Source organism: Capnocytophaga sp. oral taxon 332 str. F0381 (assembly GCF_000318275.2).
In the GTDB taxonomy this organism is placed as follows: Bacteria; Bacteroidota; Bacteroidia; order Flavobacteriales; family Flavobacteriaceae; genus Capnocytophaga; species Capnocytophaga bilenii.
The window spans coordinates 66,219-80,198 of the sequence record NZ_KB291270.1; the positions used below are offsets into that span (position 1 = coordinate 66,219).

At 38.7% G+C, this 13,980-nt stretch carries 12 protein-coding genes; 4 read left to right on the forward strand and 8 right to left on the reverse strand.

Features of this window, described 5'->3' with window-relative positions; genetic code table 11:
- Positions 1-38: 38 nt before the first annotated feature.
- Entirely contained in the window at positions 39-1,436 is a 1,398-nt protein-coding gene (gene fumC, locus HMPREF9075_RS02580; protein WP_009751317.1) for a class II fumarate hydratase, read from the forward strand.
- A 66-nt stretch (positions 1,437-1,502) separates the two neighbouring features.
- On the opposite strand, the gene HMPREF9075_RS02585 is transcribed toward fumC, so the two are convergent.
- Together HMPREF9075_RS02585 and sucD are read right to left on the reverse strand one after the other, a co-directional pair.
- Entirely contained in the window at positions 1,503-2,651 is a 1,149-nt protein-coding gene (locus HMPREF9075_RS02585; RefSeq protein WP_009751318.1) for a serine hydrolase, read from the reverse strand.
- Between the two features lie 126 nt (positions 2,652-2,777).
- On the reverse strand, positions 2,778-3,653 hold the full coding sequence (sucD, locus tag HMPREF9075_RS02590; protein ID WP_034556578.1) for a succinate--CoA ligase subunit alpha: 876 nt from the start codon (positions 3,651-3,653) through the stop codon (positions 2,778-2,780).
- A gap of 220 nt (positions 3,654-3,873) precedes the next feature.
- On the opposite strand from sucD, the gene panD reads away from it, so the two are divergent.
- Both panD and HMPREF9075_RS02600 read left to right on the forward strand, forming a co-directional pair.
- Positions 3,874-4,224 carry an aspartate 1-decarboxylase gene (gene panD / locus HMPREF9075_RS02595; RefSeq protein ID WP_009751320.1) on the forward strand — a complete coding sequence of 117 codons (351 nt, stop codon included), beginning with the start codon at positions 3,874-3,876 and terminating at the stop codon, positions 4,222-4,224.
- A complete protein-coding gene (locus HMPREF9075_RS02600; protein WP_009751321.1) occupies positions 4,221-5,180 on the forward strand; it encodes a lysylphosphatidylglycerol synthase transmembrane domain-containing protein in 960 nt (319 codons plus the stop codon). Before panD ends, HMPREF9075_RS02600 begins: the two co-directional genes overlap by 4 nt.
- Here HMPREF9075_RS02600 and HMPREF9075_RS12770 read toward each other — a convergent pair.
- From HMPREF9075_RS12770 to asnA, 6 genes are read right to left on the reverse strand one after another with little or no spacing between them, the layout of a single operon-like run.
- Positions 5,116-5,544: a hypothetical protein gene (locus tag HMPREF9075_RS12770; protein WP_009751322.1), complete on the reverse strand. Its 429-nt coding sequence runs from the start codon at positions 5,542-5,544 to the stop codon at positions 5,116-5,118. The two genes, HMPREF9075_RS02600 and HMPREF9075_RS12770, sit on opposite strands and share 65 nt — an antisense overlap.
- 4 nt (positions 5,545-5,548) lie before the next feature.
- The gene (locus HMPREF9075_RS02605) at positions 5,549-6,106 is read right to left on the reverse strand and encodes a hypothetical protein (protein ID WP_034556579.1); all 558 of its coding nucleotides are present in this window, start codon (positions 6,104-6,106) and stop codon (positions 5,549-5,551) included.
- A gap of 24 nt (positions 6,107-6,130) precedes the next feature.
- On the reverse strand, positions 6,131-7,669 hold the full coding sequence (locus tag HMPREF9075_RS02610; protein WP_009751324.1) for a YifB family Mg chelatase-like AAA ATPase: 1,539 nt from the start codon (positions 7,667-7,669) through the stop codon (positions 6,131-6,133).
- Between the two features lie 54 nt (positions 7,670-7,723).
- Positions 7,724-8,758, reverse strand: a complete 1,035-nt coding sequence (locus HMPREF9075_RS02615; RefSeq protein ID WP_009751325.1) for a chorismate-binding protein — start codon at positions 8,756-8,758, stop codon at positions 7,724-7,726.
- A 46-nt stretch (positions 8,759-8,804) separates the two neighbouring features.
- Positions 8,805-10,547 carry an ABC transporter ATP-binding protein gene (locus tag HMPREF9075_RS02620; protein ID WP_034556563.1) on the reverse strand — a complete coding sequence of 581 codons (1,743 nt, stop codon included), beginning with the start codon at positions 10,545-10,547 and terminating at the stop codon, positions 8,805-8,807.
- 54 nt (positions 10,548-10,601) lie between these two features.
- Positions 10,602-11,606 carry an aspartate--ammonia ligase gene (gene asnA, locus HMPREF9075_RS02625; RefSeq protein WP_009751327.1) on the reverse strand — a complete coding sequence of 335 codons (1,005 nt, stop codon included), beginning with the start codon at positions 11,604-11,606 and terminating at the stop codon, positions 10,602-10,604.
- Positions 11,607-11,899: 293 nt separating this feature from the next.
- On the opposite strand from asnA, the gene htpG reads away from it, so the two are divergent.
- Complete coding sequence (htpG, locus tag HMPREF9075_RS02630) at positions 11,900-13,786, forward strand: molecular chaperone HtpG (protein WP_009751329.1); 1,887 nt, start codon at positions 11,900-11,902, stop codon at positions 13,784-13,786.
- Positions 13,787-13,980 lie beyond the last annotated feature (194 nt).

Below are 13,980 nucleotides of genomic sequence, written 5' to 3' on the forward strand. Positions count from 1 at the left end.
CTGATTATAAATCATCTTTTTAAATGTAAATATAGAATATGAGTTACAGAATTGAAAAAGACACTTTGGGCGAAGTAAAAGTCCCCGCTGATAAATATTGGGGAGCTCAAACCGAACGCTCACGCAACAACTTCAAAATTGGGGTTCCTGCCTCTATGCCAAAAGAAATTATTCGCGGTTTTGCCTACCTCAAAAAAGCCGCTGCTTATGCCAACTTCGATTTGGGGGTACTTTCAGCCGAAAAAAGAGACGCTATTGCACAAGTATGCGATGAAATCCTTGCAGGAAAGCTCGATGACCAATTCCCATTGGTTATTTGGCAAACAGGCTCAGGTACACAATCAAATATGAATGTCAATGAGGTGATTGCCAACCGAGCTCAAGTATTGGCAGGAAAACAAATTGGCGAAGGCGACCCCGTATTAAAAGCTAATGACGATGTAAATAAATCACAATCGTCTAACGACACCTTCCCTACAGGTATGCACATTGCCTGCTACCAAATGGTGGTAGAGAAAACACTACCAGGGGTTCAAAAACTACGCGACACATTAGCAGCTAAAGCTGAAGCTTTTAAAGATGTAGTAAAAATAGGTCGTACACACCTTATGGACGCTACTCCTCTTACACTCGGTCAAGAAATCTCTGGTTATGTAGCCCAGCTCGATCACGCTATCAAAGCAATTAAGAATACGCTTGCGCACCTTTCAGAACTCGCTTTGGGAGGTACAGCTGTAGGTACAGGGCTTAACACCCCTAAAGGTTACGATGTAAAAGTGGCAGAGTATATAGCTAAATTCACAGGGCACCCCTTTGTTACTGCTCCTAATAAGTTTGAGGCTTTAGCCTCTCACGATGCTATTGTAGAAAGTCACGGGGCACTTAAGCAATTAGCTGTTTCACTTAATAAAATTGCGAACGACATTCGTATGATGGCTTCAGGACCTCGCTCAGGTATTGGTGAAATCCTTATCCCTGCCAACGAACCAGGTAGTTCTATTATGCCGGGTAAAGTAAACCCTACGCAATGCGAAGCGATGACTATGGTTGCCGCACAAGTAATGGGTAATGATGTAGCTATTACAGTAGGTGGCACTCAAGGTCATTACGAGCTAAACGTATTCAAACCGCTATTAGCTGCCAACTTCCTTCAGTCAGCAGAATTGTTAGGCGATGTATGCGTGTCATTTGAAGAACATTGTGCAAGTGGTATAGAACCTAACTACAAACGAATTAAAGAATTAGTAGATAATTCATTAATGTTAGTTACTGCGCTCAATACCAAGATAGGGTACTACAAAGCTGCCGAAATAGCTCAAACAGCACACCGCAACGGAACTACTCTTAAAGAAGAAGCTGTTCGTTTAGGTTACGTTACCGCAGAAGACTTTGATAAATGGGTGCGCCCCGAAGATATGGTAGGAAGCCTTAAATAATAAACAACATACAAAAAGGGCTACCCGAAAAATACTTCAGGTAGCCCTTAATTTTTTCTTAGATAATTAATTAGCACTATTCACGTGCTCAGCACCTTCCAATATAAAATCAGTAAGCCGCTGCAAATAAATACTAATTTGAGGGTCAGTAACGTTAAAAAGCATTACGATAACCACTTTTTCATTAGGATATACCGATAGCCACCCATAACCACCTACACCCATACCTGTATGACCAAAATACTCACGGCTATTCCAGTCAGTTTGGTTTTGCCAGCAAATACCGTAATTTACCTCTTCATCATCAATAGTACATTGCTTTTGTAGCATTTCATATTCAATAGCTTGCGAAAGAAAACTGTGTCGTTCAATAGCAATTCCCATTTTAGCAATATCGTGTGAGGTAGATAAAAAGCCACCTCCAGCCAATTTAAAGTAGTTATTTACTTCAGTAGCATTATTTAATCCTTTCTTACTACGAGTATAAGGGGTAGCCTCATTATTGATAATCTTTCCTCTATCAGGAAAGGTATTCCACATATTTAGCGGTTTGAATACTTCATCTTTAGCAATGTCTTCAAATTTCCTATACAAGCACTTTTCAATAGCGTATGAAATTAAGTTGATGCCATAGCTACTATATAAAAACTGAGTGCCAGGTGCCGATTGTAGCAAATCATCTTTAAACAAGTCAATACCCTGTTCTATAGTAAATGGTTTATTAAGCGTATATTCATTGCCTTTATAAGAACGAATGCCTGCTAAGTGCCCTGCCAACTGTTTGATAGTAAAATCAAATGGCTTTTCAGGGAAGTTAGGCACATATTCGTACAAAGAAGTGTTCCAATCAAACTTGCCTTGCTCTTGTAGGCGTGCCAAAACCACTCCAGTAATAGCCTTGCTCATACTTGCTATTCTAAACAAAGTACTTTTAGGGTTGATAGGTGTTTTTTTAGCAATATCGGCATAACCATAGCCCTCTTGCCATAATATTTTTCCTTCCTTAGCTACAGTTATTGAGGCTCCCGGTATCATCTCCTCCTGAATAAGGTAATTGATTATCTTCTCACCTTCACCACGTGCCTCCTCAAAAGAAGTTACTTCCGAAGGATTCTTTCTAAATACTTCAGTATCTAAAAGTCGTTTCTGTCCGAATAATGAGCTGAAAAAAGTAAATATTGTTGAAAGCAAAGTAATTGAAATTAGTTTTTTCATAAATGTTAATGAATATTTTAAAAGTGCGGCAAAAGTAGTAAAAATAATGAAAAGACATAAAAAAAGTGTTCAGAAAAGTTTTAAAACCTTTCCGAACACTTCACTATTATGGAACGAGTTATATAATTATTTCTTCATTACCTCGGTTACTTTCTCACCTATTTTAGCAGGCGAATCAACTACGTGTATACCACATTCTTTAAGGATACGTTTTTTAGCTTCGGCAGTGTCATCAGCACCACCCACAATAGCACCAGCGTGTCCCATAGTACGTCCTTTAGGAGCAGTTTCACCAGCAATAAAGCTTACCACAGGTTTCTTATTACCATTAGCCTTAATCCAGCGAGCAGCTTCAGGCTCCAATTGCCCCCCAATTTCACCAATCATCACAATGCATTCAGTTTCAGGGTCGTTCATTAGTAGTTCTACTGCTTCTTTAGTAGTAGTACCAATAATAGGGTCACCTCCTATACCTATAGCAGTAGTAATACCCAATCCTTGGCGAACAATCTGGTCTGCAGCCTCATAAGTAAGTGTCCCCGATTTAGAAACGATACCCACTTTACCTTTTTTAAAGATGAAACCAGGCATAATACCCACTTTAGCTTCTTCAGGAGTAATTACACCAGGGCAATTAGGACCTATCAAACGGCAGTCTCGGTTCTTGATGTAAGAAGCTACTTTCACCATATCAGCTACAGGAATACCCTCTGTGATAGTTATAATCACTTTTATTCCAGCATCGGCAGCTTCCATAATGGCATCAGCAGCAAAAGCAGGCGGAACGAAGATAATCGATACATCAGCATTAGTAGCTTTTACGGCATCGGCTACTGTATTAAATACAGGCTTGCCTAAGTGAGTTTGTCCCCCTTTATTAGGGGTAATACCTCCTACTACATTCGTGCCATAAGCAATCATTTGCTCTGCGTGAAAAGTACCCTCGCTTCCTGTGAAGCCTTGTACAATTACTTTTGAATTTTTATTGACTAATACACTCATTGCGGTTAATTTTTTAACTTTTATTGAAGCAAAGATAAGTATTTTTTTTAAATCTACAACCTTTAAGCAATAAAAAAATAACAAAACGTAACATTTATTTTATATAAAGTTAGTTTTCAATACTTTATAAAAATATTAATTATTATATTTTTTAGCTTTTCTTGCTCGTAATTACCAATTAATTCCTATCTTTGCCGCACTTTTATAAAATTAATTAGAAATGCAAATAGAAGTATTAAAATCTAAAATACACCGCGTAAAGGTTACGGGTGCCGATTTAGATTACATAGGTAGTATTACCATCGATGAGGCTCTTTTAGAAGCTGCTAATATGATTGAAGGCGAAAAAGTATCAATTGTAAATGTCAATAACGGCGAACGTTTTGATACTTATATTATTAAGGGAAAACGAAACTCTGGTGCTATTGTCCTCAATGGGCCTGCAGCTCGTAGAGTACAAAAAGGTGATATCATCATTATTATTTCTTACGCTCTTATGAATTTTGAAGAGGCTAAAAACTTCAAGCCTGCTATTATTTTCCCCGATGAACAGACTAACTTACTGAAATGAAAAAAGTGCTTAAACTAACACTCCCGCTTGCTGTGGGAGTGTTTTTGTGTGGGTATGCCTATAGCCAATTTACTGAAGAACAATTATCACAGGTGAAAACTACTTTCTTAAGCGCCAACTATTATTATATTGGTTTTTCTGTTTTTTTAGGATTTTTAAGCGACTTTTCACGAGCTATTCGCTGGGAATTCCTGCTCCGTCCTTTAGGCTATCGCACTTCTCTTTTACATAGAACAATGGCTGTCTTTATTGGCTATTTAGTAAATGTAACCATTCCCCGTTCGGGCGAGGTATCAAGAGCCCTATTGGTAAGCAATTACGATGAAGTGCCTATAGACCAGTCGCTCGGCACAATCATTTCCGAACGTGTAATTGATATGCTGTTACTCTTGCTATTTACTGCCGTAGCTTTTGTATTACAATTTGAAGTGATAAGTACTTTTTTGTTGTCTAAAATTCCTTTCCAAAAGCTCTTGTGGCTACTCATTGGGGGCGGATTACTCTTCGTTGTGCTGTTGTACTTCATCTATAATTCTCAAAATAAACTATTTATAAAATTAAAAAACTTTCTCAATGGTATAAAAGAAGGCGTACTTTCAGTGCTGAAAATACGCCATAAACTATTGTTTTTGTTACATACCCTTTTTATATGGGCTATGTATTTCTTGATGTTTTATATTCCCTTTTTTGCTTTGCCCGAAACAGCCAATATTAGCTTGCCCAATGTGCTTACAGCTTTTGTAGTAGGTAGCTTTGCTATGACCTTTACCAATGCAGGCTTTGGTTCCTATCCGTTTTTTATAGCCGAAGTGTTACTGCTATTTGGGGTTGCTACTCCCATAGGCACAGCTTTTGGCTGGCTTGTATGGAGTTCTCAATTTGCTATGACCCTTATTCTTGGGGGGCTGTCGTTTGTTTTGTTGCCTTTGATAACAAAAAATAAAAACAAGTCATAAACCACCCTACCCAAAATAAGTAAAACCCCGAATGAAACCTAATATTCATTACCTTATGAGCTGTAGTGGTAAAATCTATATAAGTGAGATAAGCACCTATTCCTCCCACTATTATTAGCAGTAAGGCAAGCAATCGCGCAAAATTATGACTTACTTTGCTTTTGAAGGTTTGTAAAAATAGTGCTAATATAAACTGCACTATAAATAACAAAATAGCTGTTTTCCACCATACTTTGAAAACAACGTATTGGTTATATGCTGTGCTTACGCCTATTCTGCCTATAAACGACATTTTTGAAATAAGCACCCCCGATATTAGGCTTAATAAAGCTTGTACAAGAGTTAATATACTAAAATTCTTCATATACTTATTTTTTGATAATCTTCCAGCCTGTATTTTCGTTGTATTTCAGTTTGAATTTTTGGGTAATGAATGAGGCATTAGGATAAGGGTCTTTGCCAAAAGCGTAAAAAGGTGTTTTTTCTTTATCCAATATCACCGTGCAAACAGCTACGTTTTCAGTATTTTTTTCAATAGTTATTTTTTTCTCATTTAGCTTATAAATGATTGTTTTTACTTCGGCACTATTCTTGTTTTGTTTTACTAAATAAGGCAAAGCCTCTTTGGTAAGCACGGGGGTAATGATGTGCACGCTATCTTTTGAAAACCATCTTTTGCGTGTTTTTTCATCGTTGATTTCTATAAATCCATCATCTGTTAGTTTTTGTATAGCATCAATAGTTTCCCTATCTTTGTTGGTTACTAATTTCTGCTTATCGGTGCGAAATTTAGCGGTTTCAAATAGGGGCTGCTCTTCTAAATGACTGCTAATGAGTTCTGTAATTTCGTCATTATCAAGCTGCTTGCTGTTGTTGCAAGCTATAAAGCCCAATAGGGCAATACACATTGTAAAAATACTGCGAATTTTCATTTTTTATATAGTTAATTATTAATTTCCAAACCAACCTTCACGATCAAGGCTTCGGTACTGTATAGCCTCGCCTATATGCTCTGGCAATACCTCTTCACTTTTAGCCAAATCGGCAATGGTGCGTGCTACCTTCAGTATGCGGTCGTAGGCACGTGCCGATAGGTTTAGCCGTGCCATTGCACTTTTCAATAAAGATAATGATGCTTCATTTACTTTGCAAAACTTCTGAATTTGCTTGGTATTCATCTGTGCATTGTAATGAATATGTTCATAGTCTTTGAAACGTTCCGTTTGTATATTGCGTGCTTCAATCACGCGCTGCCTAATCTGGCTACTACTTTCGCTTGGTCTGCTATCCGATAGCTTTTCAAACGGTACAGGATTTACTTCTATATGTATGTCAATCCTATCAAGCAAAGGACCCGATATTTTATTCATATACCGCTGCATTTCGGCAGGAGTAGAAACCATAGGCGCATCGGGGTCGTTGAAATAACCACTAGGGCTAGGATTCATACTTGCTACCAGCATAAATGATGATGGATAAGTAACCGAAAATTTAGCTCGCGAAATTGTTACTTCTCGGTCTTCTAAGGGTTGTCGCATCACTTCCAGCACCGCTCTTTTAAATTCGGGCAATTCGTCAAGAAAGAGCACTCCATTATGGGCTAATGATATTTCACCTGGTTGCGGATAAGCCCCTCCTCCTACTAAAGCTACATCAGAGATGGTGTGGTGTGGGCTGCGGAATGGGCGATGACTCATCAGTCCACTGTCTTTGATGCGTCCCACAACGCTGTGTATTTTAGTAGTTTCCAAAGCTTCGTGTAGTGTCATAGGGGGTAGGATACTCGGTAGGCGTTTTGCTAACATTGTTTTTCCTGAACCAGGAGGCCCTATCAAGATGATATTATGCCCTCCTGCAGCTGCTATTTCCATACAGCGTTTTACCATCTCTTGTCCTTTTACATCAGCAAAATCAAATTCGGGATTGTCTAAGTTTTTGTAAAACTCTTTGCGAGTATCAATTTTGGTAGCTTCCAACTCTTTTTCACCATTGAAAAAGGCTATTACTTCTTTGATATTTGTAACACCATACACCTTTAGTTGGTCTACGATAGCAGCTTCTTTAGCGTTTTGTGCAGGTAGTATAAAGCCTTCAAAACCTTCTTTGCGGGCTTGTATGGCAATGGGCAAAGCTCCTTTGATGGGTTGTAAGCTGCCATCCAATGATAGTTCGCCCATAATAATATATTTGTCAATTTTATCGGCTATGATTTGCTCGTTGGCAGCAAGAATACCAATAGCAAAGCTCAAATCGTAAGCAGAACCTTCTTTGCGCATATCGGCAGGTGCCATATTGATGGTTATTTTTTTGCCTGGTATTTTATAGCCGTTGTTTTGTAGGGCTGCAGCTATGCGGTAATTACTCTCTTTAATAGCTATATCGGGAAGACCTACTAAGTGGTAGCCTACGCCTTTATCTATATTTACTTCAATGGTAATTGTAGTTGCTTCTACGCCAAATACGGCACTTCCATAAATTTTTACTAACATATCTCGGCTGATTTTTGCTCCAAAGGTACTAATTATTTTTGATTCTACAAACTCTTAAGCAATAATTTTGTACATTGTTTGTGCTTTATTTTGTGTTTCTTCGTATTCTTTTTCGGGTACAGAATCTTTGGTGATACCTCCTCCTACATATAGGTAAGTATGGTTATTGCTTATTTCCATACATCGCAGGTTTACATATAAGCGCAGTTCTTTTCCTTCTTGCATTTCTCCACAATAGCCTGTGTAGTATTTTCGGTGGTAGGGTTCGTTTTCCAAGATAAATTGGCGGGCTTTATCGGTGGGGTAGCCGCATACAGCAGGGGTAGGGTGCAAACGTTCTACTGTTTTGAAAACGAGATTGTTAGGCAAATCACCTTTTATTTCAGTACATAGGTGTACTATGCCACCTGCGCGTACTGTTTTGGCAGGGGCTACCTCGCAACAAGTGGCATAACCTTCCAGCTGTGCTACGATGGTATTGGTAACTATTTGTTGCTCTTCTTTTTCTTTAGTATGCCATAGTATTTCACCCTCCTTAAAAGGCTGTGTGCCCGCCAATGCCATTGTGCTAAAATGCCCGTTCTGGTAATGTAATAACACTTCGGGGGTGGCTGCTAACCACGTGCCTACTTGTGGGTGATAGAATAAATAACAATAAGCACTCGGGTAGCTCACCAGCATATTTTGAAAACTCTTTATAGGGTCAGCCGCCTTGTTTAGTGTTATTTTGCGAGAAAGCACTACTTTCTCTAGTTTGCCCTCTTGTATTGCTTGTACAGCTTTTGCTACCAAAGCAATGTGTTGTGCTTTTTCAGCTTCGTTGTTGGGCAAAGCAGTTTGAGTGGGAATATCTGCTTTTTCGGTAGGCAAATAGCTTTCTAAAGTATTTTCGGTACTAAAAGGAAGAAAAACAGTGGGACTATCACTGCTAAAAGGGGCGAATAAAAAGCCCTCAGTTGCCCGATTTTCTTGAAAATAATGCAAGGTGTCGTCAGTTTGCCAATGTAGGCTTACTTTGTTGCTAAAAGGTTGCTTTGTGCATACAAAAGGCAGCTGTTGTGTGTATAGGCTTTGCGCTTTTTCTATCATTTTTTCTGATGATTCGTTGTTGAGGTTAGTGATTATTGGTAAAGTGTTAGAATGTTTGGGTGTCGTAAAAGGCTTTGAAAGCACCATTTTTGGCTAAAAGCTCTTCTTTGGTTCCTTGCTCAACCAATTCTCCGTTGCTGAGCATCAATATTTTGTCGGCGTACTTGGCTACCGATACGCGGTGACTAACAATAATAACTGTTTTGTGCTGAAGGCTATCGCGCAGGTTGCTAAGTATTTTCTCTTCAGTGTCGGTATCTACGGCTGAAAGGCAATCGTCTAGCAAATAAATTTCAGCAGGTTTTAGCAGGGCGCGAGCAATGGCTACGCGTTGGCGCTGTCCACCGCTAAGCGATACACCTCGCTCGCCCAGCATACTGTCGTATTGGTGTGTGAAATCTATAATATTGTGATGTACTACAGCTTTTTCGCAGGCTTCTATCATTTGCGCTTCGGTAGCGTTATTGCCATAGCGCAGGTTGTTGCGAATGGTATCCGAGAATAGAAAGTTCTCTTGAGGTACTACCGAAATGGCTTGCCGCAGATTGTGAAGGTTTAGCTGTTGTATAGGCTGTCCAGCAATGAGTATTTTGCCCTCATCAGCATCGTACATACGTGATATAAGGTCTAAAATGGTACTTTTTCCGCTACCTGTTTTGCCTATTATAGCTACCGTCTGTCCTGCTTTAATATCAAAAGACACATTTTTAAGTGCTTGTATATGTGTATCGTCATAGGTAAAAGATACGTTTTCAAAACTTATATTGCCGTTGATAGGGGTAGGGTGTGGGTTTAGATTGCGTATTTGGGGCACTACAGCAAGAAACTCGTTGATGCGTTTTTGAGAAGCTTCGGCTTGCTGCATTATAGAGCTCACCCAGCCTACGGTAGCTACAGGCCAAGTAAGCATCATTACATAGATACTGAACTCTACAATCACCCCTATAGATTGTATTTCGCCTGTGTAATAAAGTCTGCCCCCAACGAATATCACTATTATAAGGCTCAGCCCTATCATCAGTATCATTGCCGGGAAGATGAAGGCTTGTATTTTGGCTAATTTGATGTTTTTTTGTCGTCCGTCTTCTACCAATGTGGCTAATTGTTTTTGGGTAGTATTTTCGTGGTTGTAGGCTTTGATAACCCCTATACCCGAGAAGGTTTCTTGTGAAAAGGTAGAAAAATCAGATAAAAAAGCTTGTACTTTCATTGTCTCTACGTTTATCTTTTTGCTCATTGTGTAGATGAGAATTGAGAGCAAAGGCAGTGGGATAAGCGTAAAGAGGGTAAGTTTCGGCGAAATGATAAACATCAGTGGGATTACACAAGCAAGAAGCGTGATGGTTTGCACGCTGTACATTATGGCAGGACCCGCATACATACGTACTTTTCCTACGTCTTCACTAATACGATTCATCAGGTCGCCAACGCGGTTTTGCTTATAAAAGCTCAATGATAGTTGCTCATATTTGGCAAAAATCTCATTTTTCATATCGTATTCTATGTAACGAGACACGTTGATGATGAGTTGGCGCATAAAAAACATAAGAATTGCCGAAATAATGGTAGTTCCAATGATAATAGCAGCGTATTCTATGAGCAATGATATTATTTGGTCTGTATTTTTGGTAGTAGAACGAGCAAAATTTTCAATAGCAGCAATCGCATTCTTTACATATCGGGGCATAAAGAGTGAAAATACACGTGATATAATAGTAATAAAGATTCCTAAAAGGAGGTGGTATTTGTATTTAAAAAAGTATTTACGTACGTGTTTTAAGTGCGCCATTTTTAGTGAATTATGTTTTCTTTTTGGGTGCAAAAATACGATATAATTAGCAAATTACAAAAGTTTCATTCCGTTGTTTTCACAAAGTCGTACCATATCATCTGTCCATACTGAAGCCTGCACTTCGCCTATATGGGCTTTTTGCAGAAAAAACATACAGATACGAGACTGACCTATACCTCCACCTATGGTAAGTGGCAATTGCCCTTTTAGCAACATTTGGTGATATTCAAGCTGTTTGCGTTCTTCGGCATTGGCAGTTTTTAGCTGTTGGCTAAGCGAATTCTCATCCACACGAATACCCATAGACGAAAGCTCTAATGCTTTGTCGAGCACTGGATTCCAAAAGATAAGGTCGCCATTCAGCTGCCAATCGTCATAGTCGGGGGCACGATTGTCGTGTTTTTTGCCTGAACGTAGGGTGTTACCTATTTGAGTGATGAAGATAGCCCCTTTTTCTTTAGCAAAAACTTGTTCGCGCTCACTGGGTGATAAGTTAGGGTAACGATCTTCTAAGCCTTGCGAGGTAATAAAAGTAACTTCGGGTGGCAATAACTTTCGGCATAGAGGATATTGTGCAATAAGCTGTGCTTCAGTAGCTAAAAATACTTGGTATATTTGTCGTACTGTATAGTGCAAATATGACAAAGTACGTTCCTGGGGGGTAATGATTTTTTCCCAGTCCCATTGGTCTACGTAAATAGAATGTGTGTTGTCCAATTCCTCATCACGGCGGATAGCATTCATATCGGTATAAATACCCTCGTGCATTGCGATGCCATAGCGTTTTAGGGCTAAGCGTTTCCACTTGGCTAAGGAATGGATAATTTCTATATCGTCATCGGGATAGTGTTTCATTTGGAAAGTTACAGGTCGTTCTACGCCGCTGAGGTTATCGTTGAGTCCTGTGCGTTTTCGCACAAATAATGGCGCTGATATACGGGTGAGATTCAGTGCTTTAGCAAGAGTAGTTTCAAATGTATCTTTGATGAGCTTGATAGCTCTTTCGGTATCCATAATCCCATAAGGAGAATGGTAATTTTTAGGAATGATGAGCATAAGGCTGTTTGTTTGTAGTGTTTATCGCCCAAAAGTACAAAATAATGTTTAATTGACAATACTCAATGATTATTTTTTTATTTTTGGTCAATCTCACTGCTATTGTTTGCTTACTTTCCTCTTATGAAGGTTTGTTGGGAATAGTAACTGAACAATCGATTTGTAAGATAATAGTAAAGATGTAATTAATTGAAGGGGATAAGAACTGACAATTTGGCAGTTGAAAGCAGTTTGGTATTCTTTTGGCTATGGTATAGAACTGAAAAATAATAACAGAATAATTATAAAACAAAATGAAAGGTAATATAAACGTTTCGGTGGAAAATATCTTTCCGCTAATTAAAAAATTCTTGTATAGCGACCACGAAATATTTTTGCGTGAGCTTGTATCTAATGCTACTGATGCTACTTTGAAGCTGAAACACCTTTGTAGTATTGGTGAGGCTAAGGTAGATTATGGCAATCCGCTGATTGAGGTGAAAATAAACAAAGAAGCTAAAACCTTACATATCACCGACCAAGGGATTGGTATGACTGCCGAAGAAGTGGAAAAGTACATCAACCAAATTGCTTTTTCGGGAGCTGAAGAGTTTTTAGAAAAATATAAAGATACGGCTAAAGATGCTGGGGTGATTGGTCATTTTGGGCTTGGGTTCTACTCGGCTTTTATGGTGGCTAACGAGGTGGAAATCATAACCAAATCATATACCGATGCACCTGCTGTGCGTTGGGTGTGTGATGGTAGTCCAGAGTATTCTTTAGAAGAAACTACCTTGCGTACAGAACGTGGTACTGAAATTATACTGCACATCAATGATGATTCGGTTGAGTTTTTGGAAGAGTATCGCATAGACGAGCTCTTGCGCAAATATAATCGTTTTATGCCTGTGCCTATTAAGTTTGGTACTAAACAAGAGGCTTTGCCTCGCCCTGAAAATGCTACTGAAGACTACAAAACGGAATACGTTACGGTAGATAATATCATCAACGATACTCACCCTGCGTGGACTAAAAAACCTGCCGACCTTACCGATGAGGATTATAGGGAGTTTTACCATAGTTTGTACCCTATGCAGTTCGATGAACCGCTGTTTTACATTCACCTGAATGTAGATTATCCGTTTAACCTTACTGGTATTTTGTATTTTCCAAAGCTTAGCGGAGATATACAATTGCAAAAAGACCGCATTCAGCTTTACCAAAACCAAGTGTTTGTAACCGATAATGTAGAAGGTATTGTCCCTGACTTTTTGACGATGCTCAAAGGGGTAATAGACTCTCCTGATATTCCGCTAAACGTATCACGCTCTTACTTGCAGGCTGATGGCAATGTGAAGAAAATAGGTGCCTATATTACGCGTAAGGTTACCGATAAACTTAAACAGCTTTTTACTAATAATCGTGAGGATTTTCAGCAAAAATGGAATGATATTAAGGTGGTATTAGAATATGGTATGCTCACCGATGATAAATTCTATGAAAAAGCAGCCGATTTTGTGCTATATCCTACTGTAGATGGCAAATACTATACTCTTACCGAACTAAAAGAAGCAATTCAGTCGCTTCAAACAGACAAAAATGGTAAAATAGTAGTGCTTTATGCCCAAAATAAGGAACAACAATATGCTGCTATAGAGGAAGCTACAGCAAAAGGCTACCAAGTGCTGCTATTAGATAGCCCTATCGTATCTCATTTGATACAGAAACTAGAAGGGGATAACGAAGGACTCACTTTTGCTCGTGTAGATGCTGCTCCTATAACAAAGCTTATTGAAAAAGACGAGCCTATAATTGCTAAACATAGCGAGGAAGAAAAACAAACACTAAAAGCTGCGATAGAAAAAGTAGTGCCTAAAGAAGGATATATGGTGCAGTTAGAGGACTTGGGTAGTGATGATATGCCTTTTGTTATCAATCAACCTGAATTTATGCGCCGTATGAAGGAAATGAGTGCTACAGGTGGCGGAATGATGGCTATGGGCTTACCCGAAATATATCACGTGGTGGTGAATAGTAATTCTCCCTTAGCAGATGCAATATTAGCTGCCCCTGCAGAGGCTGATAAAGAAACTCTTATAAAACAAGCCTTTGATTTAGCTCGTTTATCGCAGGGATTGCTAAAAGGCAAAGAACTTTCCGACTTTGTAAAGCGCAATTTTGAACAAATTACAAGCAATTAGTAATAAAATGTAGATAACAATGTAATTAACTTTGCTAAAGTTTAAGACTTTGGCAAAGTTTTTTTATTTTTTACAGAAAAAATACTACTTAATATACCCATAATAATAACTATTTTAATAACTTTATACATATTTTTATTTCTAATTATTCAACTGCTGCTTATAACTTAATCCAAAATCTCTTTTCTTTCATA